The following is an 11,970-nucleotide window of genomic DNA, read 5'->3' on the forward strand; positions in this document are numbered from 1 at the left end:
GCTGGCGAGGGCGTCGATCAGAAGATCGTCGTCCAGCCTTCGTTCGCCGTCTCGCTCTTGCCGTAGCCGACCCGGTCGGCCACGGCGCCGTCGGCGTTGCGCAGGATGATGTCGCCGCCCCTGTTGGCAAGCTGCGGGCCGCCGGCCGCGGCATCGAGTGCCACGGTGCGCAGCTCGCCTGCGCCAAGCGACCCCGACAGTGTCTGGGTCCTGCCGTTTTCGTCTTCCAGCTTCCAGCCGTCGAGCGATGCGGTCATGTCGGAGCGGTTGATGATCGTGACCGTTTCGGCCTCGGTGCCGCCTTCGCCGTTCACCGGGTTGATCAGCGCGGCGACGATGCGCAGCGACGAGGCGACGATCGGCTGCGGTCGGCGCGTGCCTTCGCCGCGGCCCTGGCCGCCACGGCTGTCGGAAACCGGATGGCCGGTCGCCGCATCGGTGTTCCAATTCTGCGACTGGAAGCAGAGGAAGATCGCCGCCCATTCGTCGGTATCGTTGAAGTGGACGAGAAGGGCGCCGTCCTGGTTGGGGCCGTTGGTCGCCTTGAAGCTGCCGCCGTCGCCCTGGTTCATGTGAATGTCGTGGATGCCGTTGCCCGGCTCGAAACGGAAATATTGGTCCGGCTTGTTGTGCTCAGGACCCCAGGCCTCGCCGAAGGCGTAGAAATGCACGTCGGAATCGGCAATGCCTTCCTGGACGATCGGCTCGATGAAGTCGCGCAGGTCGTTCTTCGGGCCGGATAGCTGGAAGGGTGCGACATTCATATCCTCGCGTTCGATCAGCCCGCCGCGAACATAGTCTATCGCAAGCTCCGGACGGTCCTTGCGGATGTCGATCAGCCCCATCGGCAGCGCTTCGAGCGCCTCCGTCAGCGCTGAGTGCTTGAAATCGACGATATTGGCGTAGAGCAGATCGTGCGGCGTTTCCTTGGAGCGGACATTGAGCGCGATGCGATAACTGACGCCGTTTGCCTCGATGCGGATCTCGATATGAGGATCGTTGTCGTCGTCGAGGGCAAGTGCGCTCGCCGTGCCCTTCAGGACCTTGTAATTCTTCAGCATGGAGAACCTCGCGGGAGTGGCGGGGTCTGACGATAACACGGCGAAAGTGCATCTTTTGTGACGACTAAAGTATGGCGCGATCCTTCAGATTCGCCTGCCACGCTTTAGGTCTTTGATTTACCCATGTCGTGGTCGCAAAACCGCTGCACACTTTTGCGGACTTATGTAGCAATTGCCATAAAGGTCACGCAGTGCAATCAGAGCGGTTGTTAAGCAGATAAACGGCCAGAAATGACCGGCGCACGGATAGCTTGTTCGTGGGCAAGAGGTGCCAATCGCCGTAACGCAGTGATCGCTATTCGTCGGCCCTATTCGGTGCATCGCCGACCCCGAACTGATCGTCAGAGGCCGGCAAGATAGTGAGCCATGGCAGCGATGTCGTCGGCCGAAAAATTGCGCACCAAGGCCGTCATGCTGGGCATGTTCGGGCGCTTGTTATCGCGAAAGTCGGAGAGGGTTTTGATCAGGTAGTCCAGCTTCTGATTTGCGACGCGCGGAGTGTTGGCGTATCCGACGAAACCCTCCCGGTGGCACGAGGTGCACTTCTTCCCGGCGTCGAGCGCTCGGACGCGGGTAATGCTCGCTGCGTCGGCCGGCTCGCGGTAGGCGGGCCAGGGCAGTGCGGAGAAGTAGGCCGCAAGCGCCTTCATGTCGTCGTCGGAAAGATTCTTCGCGATCCGGCCCATGAGGTCGTCGGTGCGCTCTCCATTGCGATATTCCTGCAAAGCTATCAGCAAAGAGGACTCGTGCTGGCCGGCGATGATTGGCGTGTTCTTAACAGTCGGCATACCTTTCATACCGTGACACATCCCGCAAAGCTTGGCCCTGTGGGAGATTGCCGCCGGCGGTGGCGCAGCATTGTTCTGCGCTCTAGCCGGCAGCGGACCGAGGGCCACGAGAGCGGCGATGACGAACGGAGCGAGCGCGCTGCTGCAAGGCATGCGAGGCCTCCAGATCGGGGCTTAATTTAAGCTGAAGTGTGATGCTGAGCTTATCAGGAGATGCAACCATTGGCGAGCGGACCCCCGTCGCCTCCATGCGACTATGGCTGCGTTTTTATGAGTTCACGCCCTAGTTGACTTGGAGTTTTGTGGCGGCCGTGCAGTGCTTGATCCGCTGCCTATTGTTGCAGATGCGGGGCGAAAAGCTCGAGATCGGCCTCGCCAAGCCTGTCGCTGACCGTGTTCAGTTGGTGCCAGTAGGGATAGATCACCAGTGGCAGGCTGACCGCGTCGAGGCGCTTGCGCTCCTCGTCCGTCAGCTTCAGCTCGGCGGCGGCGATGTTGTCGCGGAACTGGGCTTCGGTGCGGCCGCCGATGATGACCGAGGTCACGGCTTTGCGGCCGATTAGCCAGGCGAGCGCCACCTGAGCCGCCGAAACGCCGCGTTCCTGGCCGATCGCGACCAGTGTCTCGACGATGTTCCATAGACGGTTTTCGTCACGGATCGGCGGCTCGGTCCAGCCGGCGAATTGGCGCGTGCCTTCAGGGGCTGCCTGGTTGCGGCGATGCTTGCCGGAGAGCAGGCCGCCGGCGAGCGGGCTCCAGACCAGCACGCCGAGGCCCTGGTCGATCGAGATCGGTAGCAGCTCATATTCGGCATCACGGGCTTCCAGCGTATAGTGGATCTGCTGGCTGACGAAACGCTGGTACCTGTGCTCGTTGGCAATGCCAAGCGCCTTCATGATGTGCCAGCCGGAATAGTTGGAGCAACCGACGTAACGCACCTTGCCCTGTTTGATCAGGGTATCGAGGGCTTCCATCGTCTCTTCGAGCGGCGTCTGGCCGTCCCATTCATGCACCTGGTAGAGGTCGATGACATCGGTCTTCAGGCGCTTGAGGCTCGCCTCGCATTCGCGGACCAGGTGGTAGCGCGACAGGCCTTGGTCGTTCGGGCCGTCGCCCATGCTGAAGCGGGCCTTGGTGGCGAGCAGCACACCCTGCGGCCGCTTGCCGGAAAGCACCTCGCCGATGATGTTTTCGCATTCGCCTGATGAATAGGCATTGGCGGTATCGATCAGGTTGATGCCGGCATCGATGCACATATCGATCATCTTGCGAGCCTCGGAAACGCCGAGGTCCCCGACGGTCTTCGCCCAGCCGACGCCGCCGAAGGTCATCGTGCCCATGGTCAAAGTCGAAATCTTCAGGCCGGAACGGCCGAGCAGACGATATTCCATAGAAATTCCTCCTTCATTGAAACGTGAGTGACGTAGCGCAAAGCCCGGCAATGGCAATCTCCGAGTGTTCACGCCTGGGTGAGATTGCTTGGCGCCAGGATACCAGATGATCGGATGTTTCACAGGGTTGAAGACGACGCCTGCGAGATTGCGCCACAGCTATCGCCCCGATTGTCGGCAAAGCCGGGGGAGGTCAAGGAAGGTTGTGAAGCCTGGGCCTGGCGGCTGCGGCGTGCTGTCACATCGCTGTCAACGACCCCTAATAAGGGAGGGGTATCGAAATCGAGGATCCTTCCCATGAAAACGATCGTTTCTGCCGCAGCACTTGTCGCCGCGAGCCTCTTTGCCCTTCCGGCTTCGGCCGCAAACCTCGTTCTCTACACCAGCCAGCCGAACGAAGATGCGCAGGCAACGGTCGATGGGTTCATGGCCGCCAATCCTGATATCAAGGTCGACTGGGTGCGCGACGGCACGCCGAAGATCATGGCGAAGCTCCAGGCCGAGATCCAGGCCGGCAACCCGCTCGCCGACGTTCTGCTGATCGCCGATGTCGTGACGCTGGAGCGCCTCAAGGAAGACGGCAGGCTCCTGGCCTACAAGTCGCCGGAAGCCGCAGGGTACGATGCTGCCCTCTATGATGCCGACGGTTACTACTACTCCACCAAGCTGATCACGACAGGCATCATGTACAACACGTCGGCTTCGATGAAGCCTGCGAGCTGGAAGGATCTGACCAAGCCGGAAGCCAAGGGCCTCGTCACCATGCCGAGCCCGCTTGCTTCGGGTGCGGCACTCATCCACGCCCAGACGCTTGCCGCCGTTCCCGGCCTCGGCTGGGATTTCTACAAGTCGCTCGCGGAAAACGGCGCGATCGCGGCCGGCGGCAACGGCGCCGTGCTGAAGTCGGTCGCCTCGGGCGAGAAGGCCTATGGCGTGGTCGTTGACTATCTGCCGATCCGCGAGAAGGCCAAGGGCGCTCCGGTCGATTTCGTGTTCCCGAGCGAAGGCGTTTCTGTTGTCACCGAGCCGGTCGGCATCCTCGCCAGCACTGAGAATGCCGACGCCGCCAAGAAGTTCGTCGACTATGTGCTCTCCGAAAAGGGCCAGGAAGGCTTTCAGAAGCTCGGCTACATCCCGGCCCGCAACGGCATGAAGGTGCCGGAAGGCTTCCCGGCGCGCGACACCATCAAGGTCCTGCCTATCAAGGCGGCCGAAGCGTTGAAGAATACCGACCAGGACCTGAAGACCTTCTCGGGCATCTACGGTTCGAACTGATACTTTCATGCACGGATATGTCAAAACAGGAAACAGCCAGCCCGCCTGGCTGTTTCCTTTTGTCGTCATCGTCGTCCTGATCCTCAGCGTGCTGCCGCTCGCTCGTCTTGCCATGGTCGGGATCTCGGCCTTCGCCGATGGCGGCGTGATGACTGTTTTGAGCGAGGCGTCGCTGTGGTCGGCAACCTATTACACGGTTGTCACCGCCATCCTCGGCACGATCATCTCGCTCGTCATCGGCTGCCTCTTCGCCTTTCTGCTGACGCTGACCGATATCCGCGCCAAGGGGCCACTCAGCTTCTTCTTCGTGCTGCCGATGATGATCCCGCCGCAAGTGACGGCATTGGCCTGGGTGCAGATGTCCGGCCCCTCCAGCCCGATGTTGAAGGCGCTTTCCATTGCCCCGCCGCTCGGCTCGCCGCAGCCGCTCTATTCGGTGGGTGGTATCGCGCTGCTTTACGGCGTCCAGCATGCGCCGCTGGTCTATCTGGCGCTTCGGGCCGGCTTGATGACGCTGCCGCGCGACGGTGTCGAGGCCGCACGGCTTTCCGGCGCCTCCAGCCTGCGGGTGTTCCGCGACATCATCCTGCCCCTGTCGCTGCCCGGCATCATCGCCGGGGCGGCAATTTCCTTCGTCTCCTGCACCGGCAATTTCGGCATTCCCGCCATTCTCGGCATTCCGGCCTCGATCTTCACGCTGCCGACGCTCATCTTCACCAAGTTTTCCGCCTTCACCAGCCGGACCTTCGGCGATGTCGCCGTGCTCTCGGCGATCATCGCCATCATCTCGGTCGTCGGCCTGATGATCCAGGACCGGGCACTGCGTGGCCGCGACTACCGTGTCATCGGTCTATCCGGAGCGAGCGCCGCCTTCGAACTCGGTGCCTGGCGATTTGCCTTGGCGCCACTCGTCTGGGTGATCCTGTTCTTCATGCTGGCGGCGCCCTTCTTCGCGCTCCTTGCCGGCGCGCTGGTGCCGGCCTATGGCGTGCCGCTCACCTTCAAGACCATGTCGCTGCATGCTTTTGAGGAGATCCTGTTCCGGCAGGCGGTGACGCGCACGGCCTTTGTCAATTCGCTGTCGCTTGCCGGCGCCACCGCGCTTGGTCTCCTGGTGGTGACAATGCTTGCAGCCTATGCGCTGACGCGGCGCAAGGATGCGGCTTCCCGCATCGTTTCCGGCCTCATCGAAATACCCTATTCGCTGCCCGGCATCGTCATGGCTGTTTCCTTCATCCTGGTGTTCGCTGCACCCATCCCATTCCTGCGCGTCTCGCTCTACGGCACGATCTGGATCATCCTGATTGCCTATTTCTCCTCCTTCTTCGCCGTCAGCCTGAAACCGGTGGTCAGTGCCTTTCATCAGCTCGATCCGGCGCTCGAAGAGGCGGCACGGCTTTCCGGGGCCGGCTTCTTCCGCCGGCTTGCCGATATCATCGTGCCGCTGATCGCGCCGGCCGCTGGCGCCTCCGTCATCCTCGTCTTCCTGATCGCCTGCAACGAGCTGACGATCTCCGCACTTCTCTGGTCGGCCGGCACGCAGACGCTCGGTGTCGCCATTTATAATCTCGATGACAGCGGCAGTTCCGACCTTGCTTCGGCGCTTTCGGTGCTCGTCGTCGTCATGGTCGTCATGCTGATGCTGCTGCTTGAGCTTCTGGCCAAACAGCTGCCGAAAGGAGTGGTCCCATGGCGAGGCTGATCCTCAATCAGCTCGGCAAGGATTTCGGCACCGGACGGGCTGTCGTCAGCGGGTTTTCGCTCGATGTGCGTGAGGGTGGCTTCCTGGCGCTGCTCGGGCCTTCCGGCTGCGGCAAGACGACGGTGCTGCGCATGATCGCCGGTTTCGAGACGCCGACCGACGGGTCGGTCCATCTCGGCGAGCGGCTGCTTGCCGATGCCGCGCAATCGCTGCCGCCGGAAAAGCGAAACATGGCGATGGTGTTCCAGTCCTATGCGCTCTGGCCGCATATGAGCGTCGCCGACAATGTCGGTTATCCCCTCAAGGTGCGCGGCATTTCGGGCGAGACCTATCGGACGAAGGTGCGCGATGCGCTCGGCATCGTGCGGCTTGCCGAATATGCCGAACGGCGGCCGGCCGATCTTTCCGGCGGCCAGCGCCAGCGCGTGGCGCTTGCCCGCTGCCTGGTCACATCGCCCGACGTCGTGCTGCTCGACGAGCCGCTCGCCAATCTCGACCGCCACCTGAAACAGGAGATGGAGGAAACGTTCCGCGATTTCCATCAACGCTCGGGCGCGACGATGATCTATGTCACCCACGACCAGAGCGAGGCGATGGCGCTCGCGACCGACGTTGCCGTCATGTCGGAAGGGCGACTGCTGCAGGTGGCGTCACCGGCCGAGATCTACGCCCGGCCGGAAGGCCGCGTCGTCGGCGGGCTGATCGGGCGAGGGGCGATCGTGACGCTGCCGCGGATTGCCGGAAATTGCAGGGCGTTTGACCGGCCTGTGCTGGAGCCGTTGTTTGCCGGTGCTGTCGCCGGGACCGCCAGCGGCGACCGGATGGATGTCCTCGTCCGGCCGGAGGATGTGATGGTCTCCGGCGAGAATACCGCCGCCGGCGAGGGGATCGCGGCGGCGGTCGAATCCGTTCTCTTCGAGGGCGAGCGCTATGCATTGAAGCTCACCCTCGCCGACGGGCAGGCGCTGCGGGCCTATTCCCGCTTTCCAGTCCGGACGGGTGACAGTCTCAGGTTATCGGTGCGCGCGGCATGGCGGCTTTGAGACGCCCGCGCCCTTTCGGGATCACTCGCTGCCGGAACATTGCCAGCGGATGACACGGCAGGTTCCGGTCTGACGTCCACAGCTGCCGATCGCCTGACGCTGGGCCTCACGGTTGTCGTAACCCCAGCCGCCGCGATGGCCGACGGCCACCGCGCTGCAGCCATTGCGGAACCAGATGGCGATGCGGCAGTCATCGGCGCTGCTGTCGCAATTGCGCCGGGCGACGGTTTCGGCGTCGCCGCGATTGTCATTGGCATTGGACCAACCCAGAGCGCCCGTTGATGGCGAATAGGTGATGGCACCGTAGCTGTCTGCAAGTGCCGGGCCGGTGCCGGCGAGGGCAGTCAAAACCGCAATCGATGCAGAAATCCGTTTCATGAAATGCTCCCGCCCCGGAACCGGTGAATGTCGTCCGGGACGAATTATTCGGAGCCTGCGGGAGCATGTCAGCGGCCTAAGTCACTGGCAATCGCCTCCGGGGCCGCAAGAGGGGTGGTTGTCCGCATATTTCTTGGCCGGCCATCTTTTCCTGCGGCTTCTGCTGGTTAAGGTACTCCCCGCAACCGGATCCTTCCCATGTCGCTTCGCCTCGCCACCTTCAATGTCGAAAATCTCCTGACCCGTTTCGATTTCACCGGCTTCCGCAATCAGCTGCGCCAGGACCGCGTCATCAAGCTTTTCCAAGTGTCGAGCGAGGGCGTCTACCAGCAACTCGAGCAGGCTCGGGTGATCGCTGCGACCGACGATACGCGGCAGATGACGGCGCTCGCGATCGCCGATGCGGATGCCGACATCCTCTGCCTGCAGGAAATCGACAACATGGCGGCTCTTCAGGCCTTTGAATACGGCTATCTCTTCCGCATGGTCGGAAACGGCTACCGGCAGAAATATCTGGTCGAGGGCAATGACAGCCGCGGCATCGATGTCGCGGTGCTGATGCGCGAGGAAACGCGCGACGGCCAGAAGATCGAGCTCAGGGACATCCGCAGCCATGCAATGACGACCTATCGCGATCTCGATCTGTTCGACGAGGAACTGGGGCTCACCAACCGCATCGACGACAAGATCTTCAAGCGCGATTGCCTGGAGCTCGACCTTCTGATCGGCGGCCGGCCGTTTTCGCTCTATGTCGTGCATTTCAAGTCGATGGGCAATCCGCGCGACGGGCTGGACGGGCGGCAATCGACCATGCCGATCCGCCGTGCCGAGGCGCGCGCGGTGCGCCGTATCATCGAGGATCGTTTCGGTGCGGATCACGCGGGCACCAAGAGCTTCGCCATCTGCGGCGACATGAATGATTATCAGGAGCGCGTCGACGTCATCGGCCGGCGGGGCGCCGGCTATCGTTTCGAGCATCAGGACGAGGCCGAAAGCGCGCTCGACGTTTTCAGCCGCGACGGCTTTGCCGAAAACGTCGTACGCCGCCGCGCGGCGCTGGACCGCTGGACGCTCTATCATGCGCGCGGGCCGCAGGAGCAGTGGCTCTGCCAGCTCGACTATCTCTGGCTTTCACCAGCGCTCGCCGCCCATAATGCCGGTCGCCTGCCCGAAATCATCCGCAGCGGCCAGCCCTACCGCACCATCTTCCCGCCAGGGCAGGAGGTGGAGCGTTATCCGCGCACCGGTTGGGACAGGCCGAAGGCGTCCGATCATTGCCCCGTCGTCATGACACTGGATCTCCCCTGAAAGCGAACATGAAAACGAATTTGAACATGAATTTCACCAACGCCAATTTCTCCGATGATTTCGCCGGCTGGCCGCCGTCGGCGACGGTCTTCCCGATTGCCGGCGTGGATCTGCGCGTCCTGCCCGGCCCCCATCCCCTCGTCGCCACCGAAGAAGCGGCGATTCGAGAGAACTGGGCACGAGAGACCGCTGCCAACCCGGCGCTATTCGACGGGCGCATGGTGTTCCAGCGACTGATATCGCTCAGCGAAGACGGGATTGTGGGCGAGGGCCATGTTATTCCCTTTTCCGCGTTCATGTGGTGGCGCCGGCAGCCGCAGCGTCAGGGCGGCATTCACGTCTTCGCCTATCCGGTGCTGGAAAGCTCCGACGGCGCGCTGGTGGCGATCCGCATGGGCGCCCATACCGCCAATCCCGGCCAGGTCTATTTCGCCGCCGGTTCGCTCGAACCGGAGGATATCGTCGACAACAGCTGCGACATCGAGGCAAACATGCGCCGCGAGGTCCACGAAGAGACCGGGCTCGATCTTGCCGATGCCGTCGCGGGGCAGGGACTGTTCGCCACCCATAACAAGCGCACGGTAACGCTGCTGCGGCTCTTCCGCTTCGAGATGACGGCGGACGAGATGATCGAGCAGATCGAGCGCCACATGCTGGTCGCCGACGACCAGGAGATCGCGGGCGCCGTGGCCATCCGCTCGGCTGATCCCTCGGCCTATCCCTATAACATCGCCATGCTGCCGGTGATCGACTGGTATTTCGGCAAGGCCGGCGCATAGGCGATCAGTTCGTCCGCGTCACGCCACACCAATCAGCCCTCATCCAGAGGTGCTCCGGAAGGGGCCTCGAAGGAAGAGGGCGGTGGTTCGTGCCTCCCATGAGATTCGAAGCCGATGCCTGGAACCGTATTGGGCGACGCTTCAGGATATTATTTGGGGATCCTGTTATAGAAGGACTGGGGATCGTAGACGCATTCGTAGTCGAGAAGGCAAAGCTTGCCGTTGGCATCCCTTACCCTGGCGGTGTCGTACTTGTCGCCCAGATTGCACCTGGCCGGCGGATAACGGAAGCTGCGGCCGCCAAAGCCCATGCGCACAAAAACAGCCTTGTCCTTCCTGATGATCTGCGCAAGCTCCTCGCAGCTGTGATCGCGGGCATTGACCTCCACCGCCTCGACGGCAAGGGCTGCGGACGGAAACAGCAATGCGACGGCTAGAACAGTGCTTTTCATGGAAACTCCTGCATGTGAGAAAGAGGCGGCTGGCGCAATCAGAGTGTTAGAGCGTCCTTTGTGCGTCCGAAAGGACGAACGGCGCTCTAGGGGAAATTATAGGGCGATGCCGGGTCGAAGACGCAGGCATAGTCGAGAATGCACTGTTTCCCCTTAGCATCGCGAAAACTGGTGGTGGTGCGTTTGTCGCCCATGCTGCATTGGGCGGGCGGATAGCGGAAGCTGCGGCCGCCAAAGCCGACGCGGACAAAGACCTTTTTATTCTGACGGATGATCTGCGCAAGCTCGCCGCAGCTGTGATCGCCCGCATTGACCTCCGTTGCACCGGCGGCAAAGGCCGGCAAGGGCAGAGACAAGGCGACGGCCAAAATAACGCTTCTCATGCACCCCTCCCGTCTGTGAGAGGGAGATAGGGCGCGCGGATCGCGGCGGCCAGCCTTGAGGGCAAGACGAACCATGCCGCCGGCGTCCAGAACGGTTCCCGGCAGGCCGGAAAATCCGGCCTGAATTCAGAAACATCAATCTTTTCAAGAGATTTGGTGGGTGATGTAGGGCTCGAACCTACGACCCGCTGATTAAGAGTCAGCTGCTCTACCAACTGAGCTAATCACCCGTTCGCGCTTGGCTGCGCGGTGTGACGGGGCGTATAAACAGGATCGGCAGGCTTGTCCAGCGCATAGGCGAAATTTCTTTGGTTAATCGCGAAGATTTTTCGGCATGGCTGAAATGCAGCGCATAACCCCGAAAATCGGAAGCGATTTTCGGAAAGGATTATGCGCCGATTCAAAGTGATAGGGCGCGTCCTGGCGGACGCGCGGCGCTCCGGTGAAATCAGAGGTCGAGCGTGCCGCTGGCCAGCCGCACCGCCTGGCCGCCGATGCGCGCGTTGGAGATCGTCCCGCCGTCGACATCGATATGAAGGTGGATAAAGGATGGACGATCCATCTCGACGCCCTGCTCGATCATGATTGGATGATGTCCGTCCGTCAGCCGGTCGAAATGGTGGATCGCTCCGGAGAGCGCCGCCGCTGCCGCCCCGGTAGCCGGGTCTTCGACGATGCCCATGCCGCTTGCAAACATGCGCGCATGGAACTTCGCCACGTGGTTGACGCCGCCGCGACAATAGACATAGGCCGAGGCGAGCGCACCGTCGACGAAAGGCACGATCTTTTCCCAGAGCTGCGGATCGAATTCCACCCGCTGCGTGGCTCCGACATCGTGCACCGGAATGAGCAGGAAGGGGACACCGGCGCTCCAGACCGATGGGACATGATTTTCGAAGCCGATTTCGGTCACCTTCAGCGACAGCGCATCGGCAATGCCGAGCTTGTCGAGCGGCATGATGGCCGGCTGCGACTTACGCGGCAGGTCAAATTCGGCAAAGCTCGCTTCGCCCTCCCTCAGCCGCACCGCACAGCGCACTGGCCCGACATTTTCCTCGAGTACCGAGACGAGATCGCGGGTCGTCGCGCCATGAGCCCGCTCGGCCAGCGCCACCGCCGTGCCGACCGTCGGATGGCCGGCAAAGGGCAGCTCGCGCCCCGGCGTGAATATCCTCAGCCGCGCTGCATAGGCGGGGTTGCTCGAAGGCTGCACGAACACCGTCTCGGAGAGATTAAGCTCCCGGGTGATCGCCTGCATCGCCTCGTCGCTGAGATCGTCTCCGTCGAAGATCACCGCCAGCGGGTTGCCCGCAAGCTTTCGATCGGTGAACACGTCATAGACGCTGTAGCTTCGCGCCACATCAGCCTCCTTGAATCGTCATCGCGCCGCCAACCTGCCCGACCAAGCGG

At 62.3% G+C, this 11,970-nt stretch carries 12 protein-coding genes and 1 tRNA gene; 5 read left to right on the forward strand and 8 right to left on the reverse strand.

Annotated elements, in window-relative coordinates:
* Window positions 1-17 precede the first annotated feature (17 nt).
* The 3 genes from EEQ99_RS08645 to EEQ99_RS08655 all read right to left on the reverse strand — a co-directional run bounded on the left by EEQ99_RS08645 (window position 18) and on the right by EEQ99_RS08655 (window position 3,240).
* Entirely contained in the window at window positions 18-1,061 is a 1,044-nt protein-coding gene (locus EEQ99_RS08645; RefSeq protein WP_063474647.1) for a DUF2278 family protein, read from the reverse strand.
* Between the two features lie 341 nt (window positions 1,062-1,402).
* A complete protein-coding gene (locus EEQ99_RS08650; protein WP_244604775.1) occupies window positions 1,403-1,858 on the reverse strand; it encodes a c-type cytochrome in 456 nt (151 codons plus the stop codon).
* A 323-nt stretch (window positions 1,859-2,181) separates the two neighbouring features.
* A complete protein-coding gene (locus EEQ99_RS08655; RefSeq protein ID WP_063474649.1) occupies window positions 2,182-3,240 on the reverse strand; it encodes an aldo/keto reductase in 1,059 nt (352 codons plus the stop codon).
* 297 nt (window positions 3,241-3,537) lie between these two features.
* Between EEQ99_RS08655 and EEQ99_RS08660 the strand changes: the two genes are divergently transcribed.
* Genes EEQ99_RS08660 through EEQ99_RS08670 form a run of 3 tightly spaced genes read left to right on the forward strand, consistent with a single transcriptional unit; the run spans window position 3,538 to window position 7,260 of the window.
* Window positions 3,538-4,515, forward strand: coding sequence for an ABC transporter substrate-binding protein (locus EEQ99_RS08660; protein WP_063474650.1), 978 nt, complete (start codon window positions 3,538-3,540; stop codon window positions 4,513-4,515).
* Window positions 4,516-4,522: 7 nt separating this feature from the next.
* Complete coding sequence (locus tag EEQ99_RS08665) at window positions 4,523-6,217, forward strand: ABC transporter permease (protein WP_063474651.1); 1,695 nt, start codon at window positions 4,523-4,525, stop codon at window positions 6,215-6,217.
* Window positions 6,205-7,260 carry an ABC transporter ATP-binding protein gene (locus tag EEQ99_RS08670; RefSeq protein ID WP_047610757.1) on the forward strand — a complete coding sequence of 352 codons (1,056 nt, stop codon included), beginning with the start codon at window positions 6,205-6,207 and terminating at the stop codon, window positions 7,258-7,260. Before EEQ99_RS08665 ends, EEQ99_RS08670 begins: the two co-directional genes overlap by 13 nt.
* 21 nt (window positions 7,261-7,281) lie before the next feature.
* On the opposite strand, the gene EEQ99_RS08675 is transcribed toward EEQ99_RS08670, so the two are convergent.
* A complete protein-coding gene (locus EEQ99_RS08675; RefSeq protein ID WP_047610755.1) occupies window positions 7,282-7,638 on the reverse strand; it encodes a DUF4189 domain-containing protein in 357 nt (118 codons plus the stop codon).
* A gap of 198 nt (window positions 7,639-7,836) precedes the next feature.
* On the opposite strand from EEQ99_RS08675, the gene EEQ99_RS08680 reads away from it, so the two are divergent.
* Together EEQ99_RS08680 and EEQ99_RS08685 are read left to right on the forward strand one after the other, a co-directional pair.
* On the forward strand, window positions 7,837-8,946 hold the full coding sequence (locus EEQ99_RS08680; protein ID WP_063474652.1) for an endonuclease/exonuclease/phosphatase family protein: 1,110 nt from the start codon (window positions 7,837-7,839) through the stop codon (window positions 8,944-8,946).
* An 8-nt stretch (window positions 8,947-8,954) separates the two neighbouring features.
* Window positions 8,955-9,725 carry an NUDIX hydrolase gene (locus tag EEQ99_RS08685; RefSeq protein WP_063474653.1) on the forward strand — a complete coding sequence of 257 codons (771 nt, stop codon included), beginning with the start codon at window positions 8,955-8,957 and terminating at the stop codon, window positions 9,723-9,725.
* A 149-nt stretch (window positions 9,726-9,874) separates the two neighbouring features.
* Here EEQ99_RS08685 and EEQ99_RS08690 read toward each other — a convergent pair whose 3' ends face one another.
* The 4 genes from EEQ99_RS08690 to EEQ99_RS08705 all read right to left on the reverse strand — a co-directional run bounded on the left by EEQ99_RS08690 (window position 9,875) and on the right by EEQ99_RS08705 (window position 11,920).
* A complete protein-coding gene (locus EEQ99_RS08690) occupies window positions 9,875-10,177 on the reverse strand; it encodes a hypothetical protein (RefSeq protein WP_097594224.1) in 303 nt (100 codons plus the stop codon).
* Between the two features lie 86 nt (window positions 10,178-10,263).
* Entirely contained in the window at window positions 10,264-10,560 is a 297-nt protein-coding gene (locus EEQ99_RS08695; RefSeq protein ID WP_047610748.1) for a hypothetical protein, read from the reverse strand.
* Between the two features lie 154 nt (window positions 10,561-10,714).
* A tRNA-Lys gene (locus tag EEQ99_RS08700) sits at window positions 10,715-10,790 on the reverse strand.
* A 218-nt stretch (window positions 10,791-11,008) separates the two neighbouring features.
* Complete coding sequence (locus EEQ99_RS08705; protein WP_063474655.1) at window positions 11,009-11,920, reverse strand: PhzF family phenazine biosynthesis protein; 912 nt, start codon at window positions 11,918-11,920, stop codon at window positions 11,009-11,011.
* Window positions 11,921-11,970: the final 50 nt, after the last annotated feature.

Origin of the sequence: Rhizobium anhuiense (assembly GCF_003985145.1) — a bacterium.
Classification (GTDB): Bacteria; Pseudomonadota; Alphaproteobacteria; order Rhizobiales; family Rhizobiaceae; genus Rhizobium; species Rhizobium anhuiense.

What these genes read in the sequence shown, in the direction of transcription:
- EEQ99_RS08645 (WP_063474647.1), bottom strand. Translation starts at nt 1,061, where the DNA reads ATGCTGAAGAATTACAAGGTCCTGAAGGGCACGGCGAGCGCACTTGCC.
- EEQ99_RS08650 (WP_244604775.1), bottom strand. Translation starts at nt 1,858, where the DNA reads ATGAAAGGTATGCCGACTGTTAAGAACACGCCAATCATCGCCGGCCAG.
- EEQ99_RS08655 (WP_063474649.1), bottom strand. Translation starts at nt 3,240, where the DNA reads ATGGAATATCGTCTGCTCGGCCGTTCCGGCCTGAAGATTTCGACTTTG.
- EEQ99_RS08660 (WP_063474650.1), top strand. Translation starts at nt 3,538, where the DNA reads ATGAAAACGATCGTTTCTGCCGCAGCACTTGTCGCCGCGAGCCTCTTT.
- EEQ99_RS08665 (WP_063474651.1), top strand. Translation starts at nt 4,523, where the DNA reads ATGCACGGATATGTCAAAACAGGAAACAGCCAGCCCGCCTGGCTGTTT.
- EEQ99_RS08670 (WP_047610757.1), top strand. Translation starts at nt 6,205, where the DNA reads ATGGCGAGGCTGATCCTCAATCAGCTCGGCAAGGATTTCGGCACCGGA.
- EEQ99_RS08675 (WP_047610755.1), bottom strand. Translation starts at nt 7,638, where the DNA reads ATGAAACGGATTTCTGCATCGATTGCGGTTTTGACTGCCCTCGCCGGC.
- EEQ99_RS08680 (WP_063474652.1), top strand. Translation starts at nt 7,837, where the DNA reads ATGTCGCTTCGCCTCGCCACCTTCAATGTCGAAAATCTCCTGACCCGT.
- EEQ99_RS08685 (WP_063474653.1), top strand. Translation starts at nt 8,955, where the DNA reads ATGAAAACGAATTTGAACATGAATTTCACCAACGCCAATTTCTCCGAT.
- EEQ99_RS08690 (WP_097594224.1), bottom strand. Translation starts at nt 10,177, where the DNA reads ATGAAAAGCACTGTTCTAGCCGTCGCATTGCTGTTTCCGTCCGCAGCC.
- EEQ99_RS08695 (WP_047610748.1), bottom strand. Translation starts at nt 10,560, where the DNA reads ATGAGAAGCGTTATTTTGGCCGTCGCCTTGTCTCTGCCCTTGCCGGCC.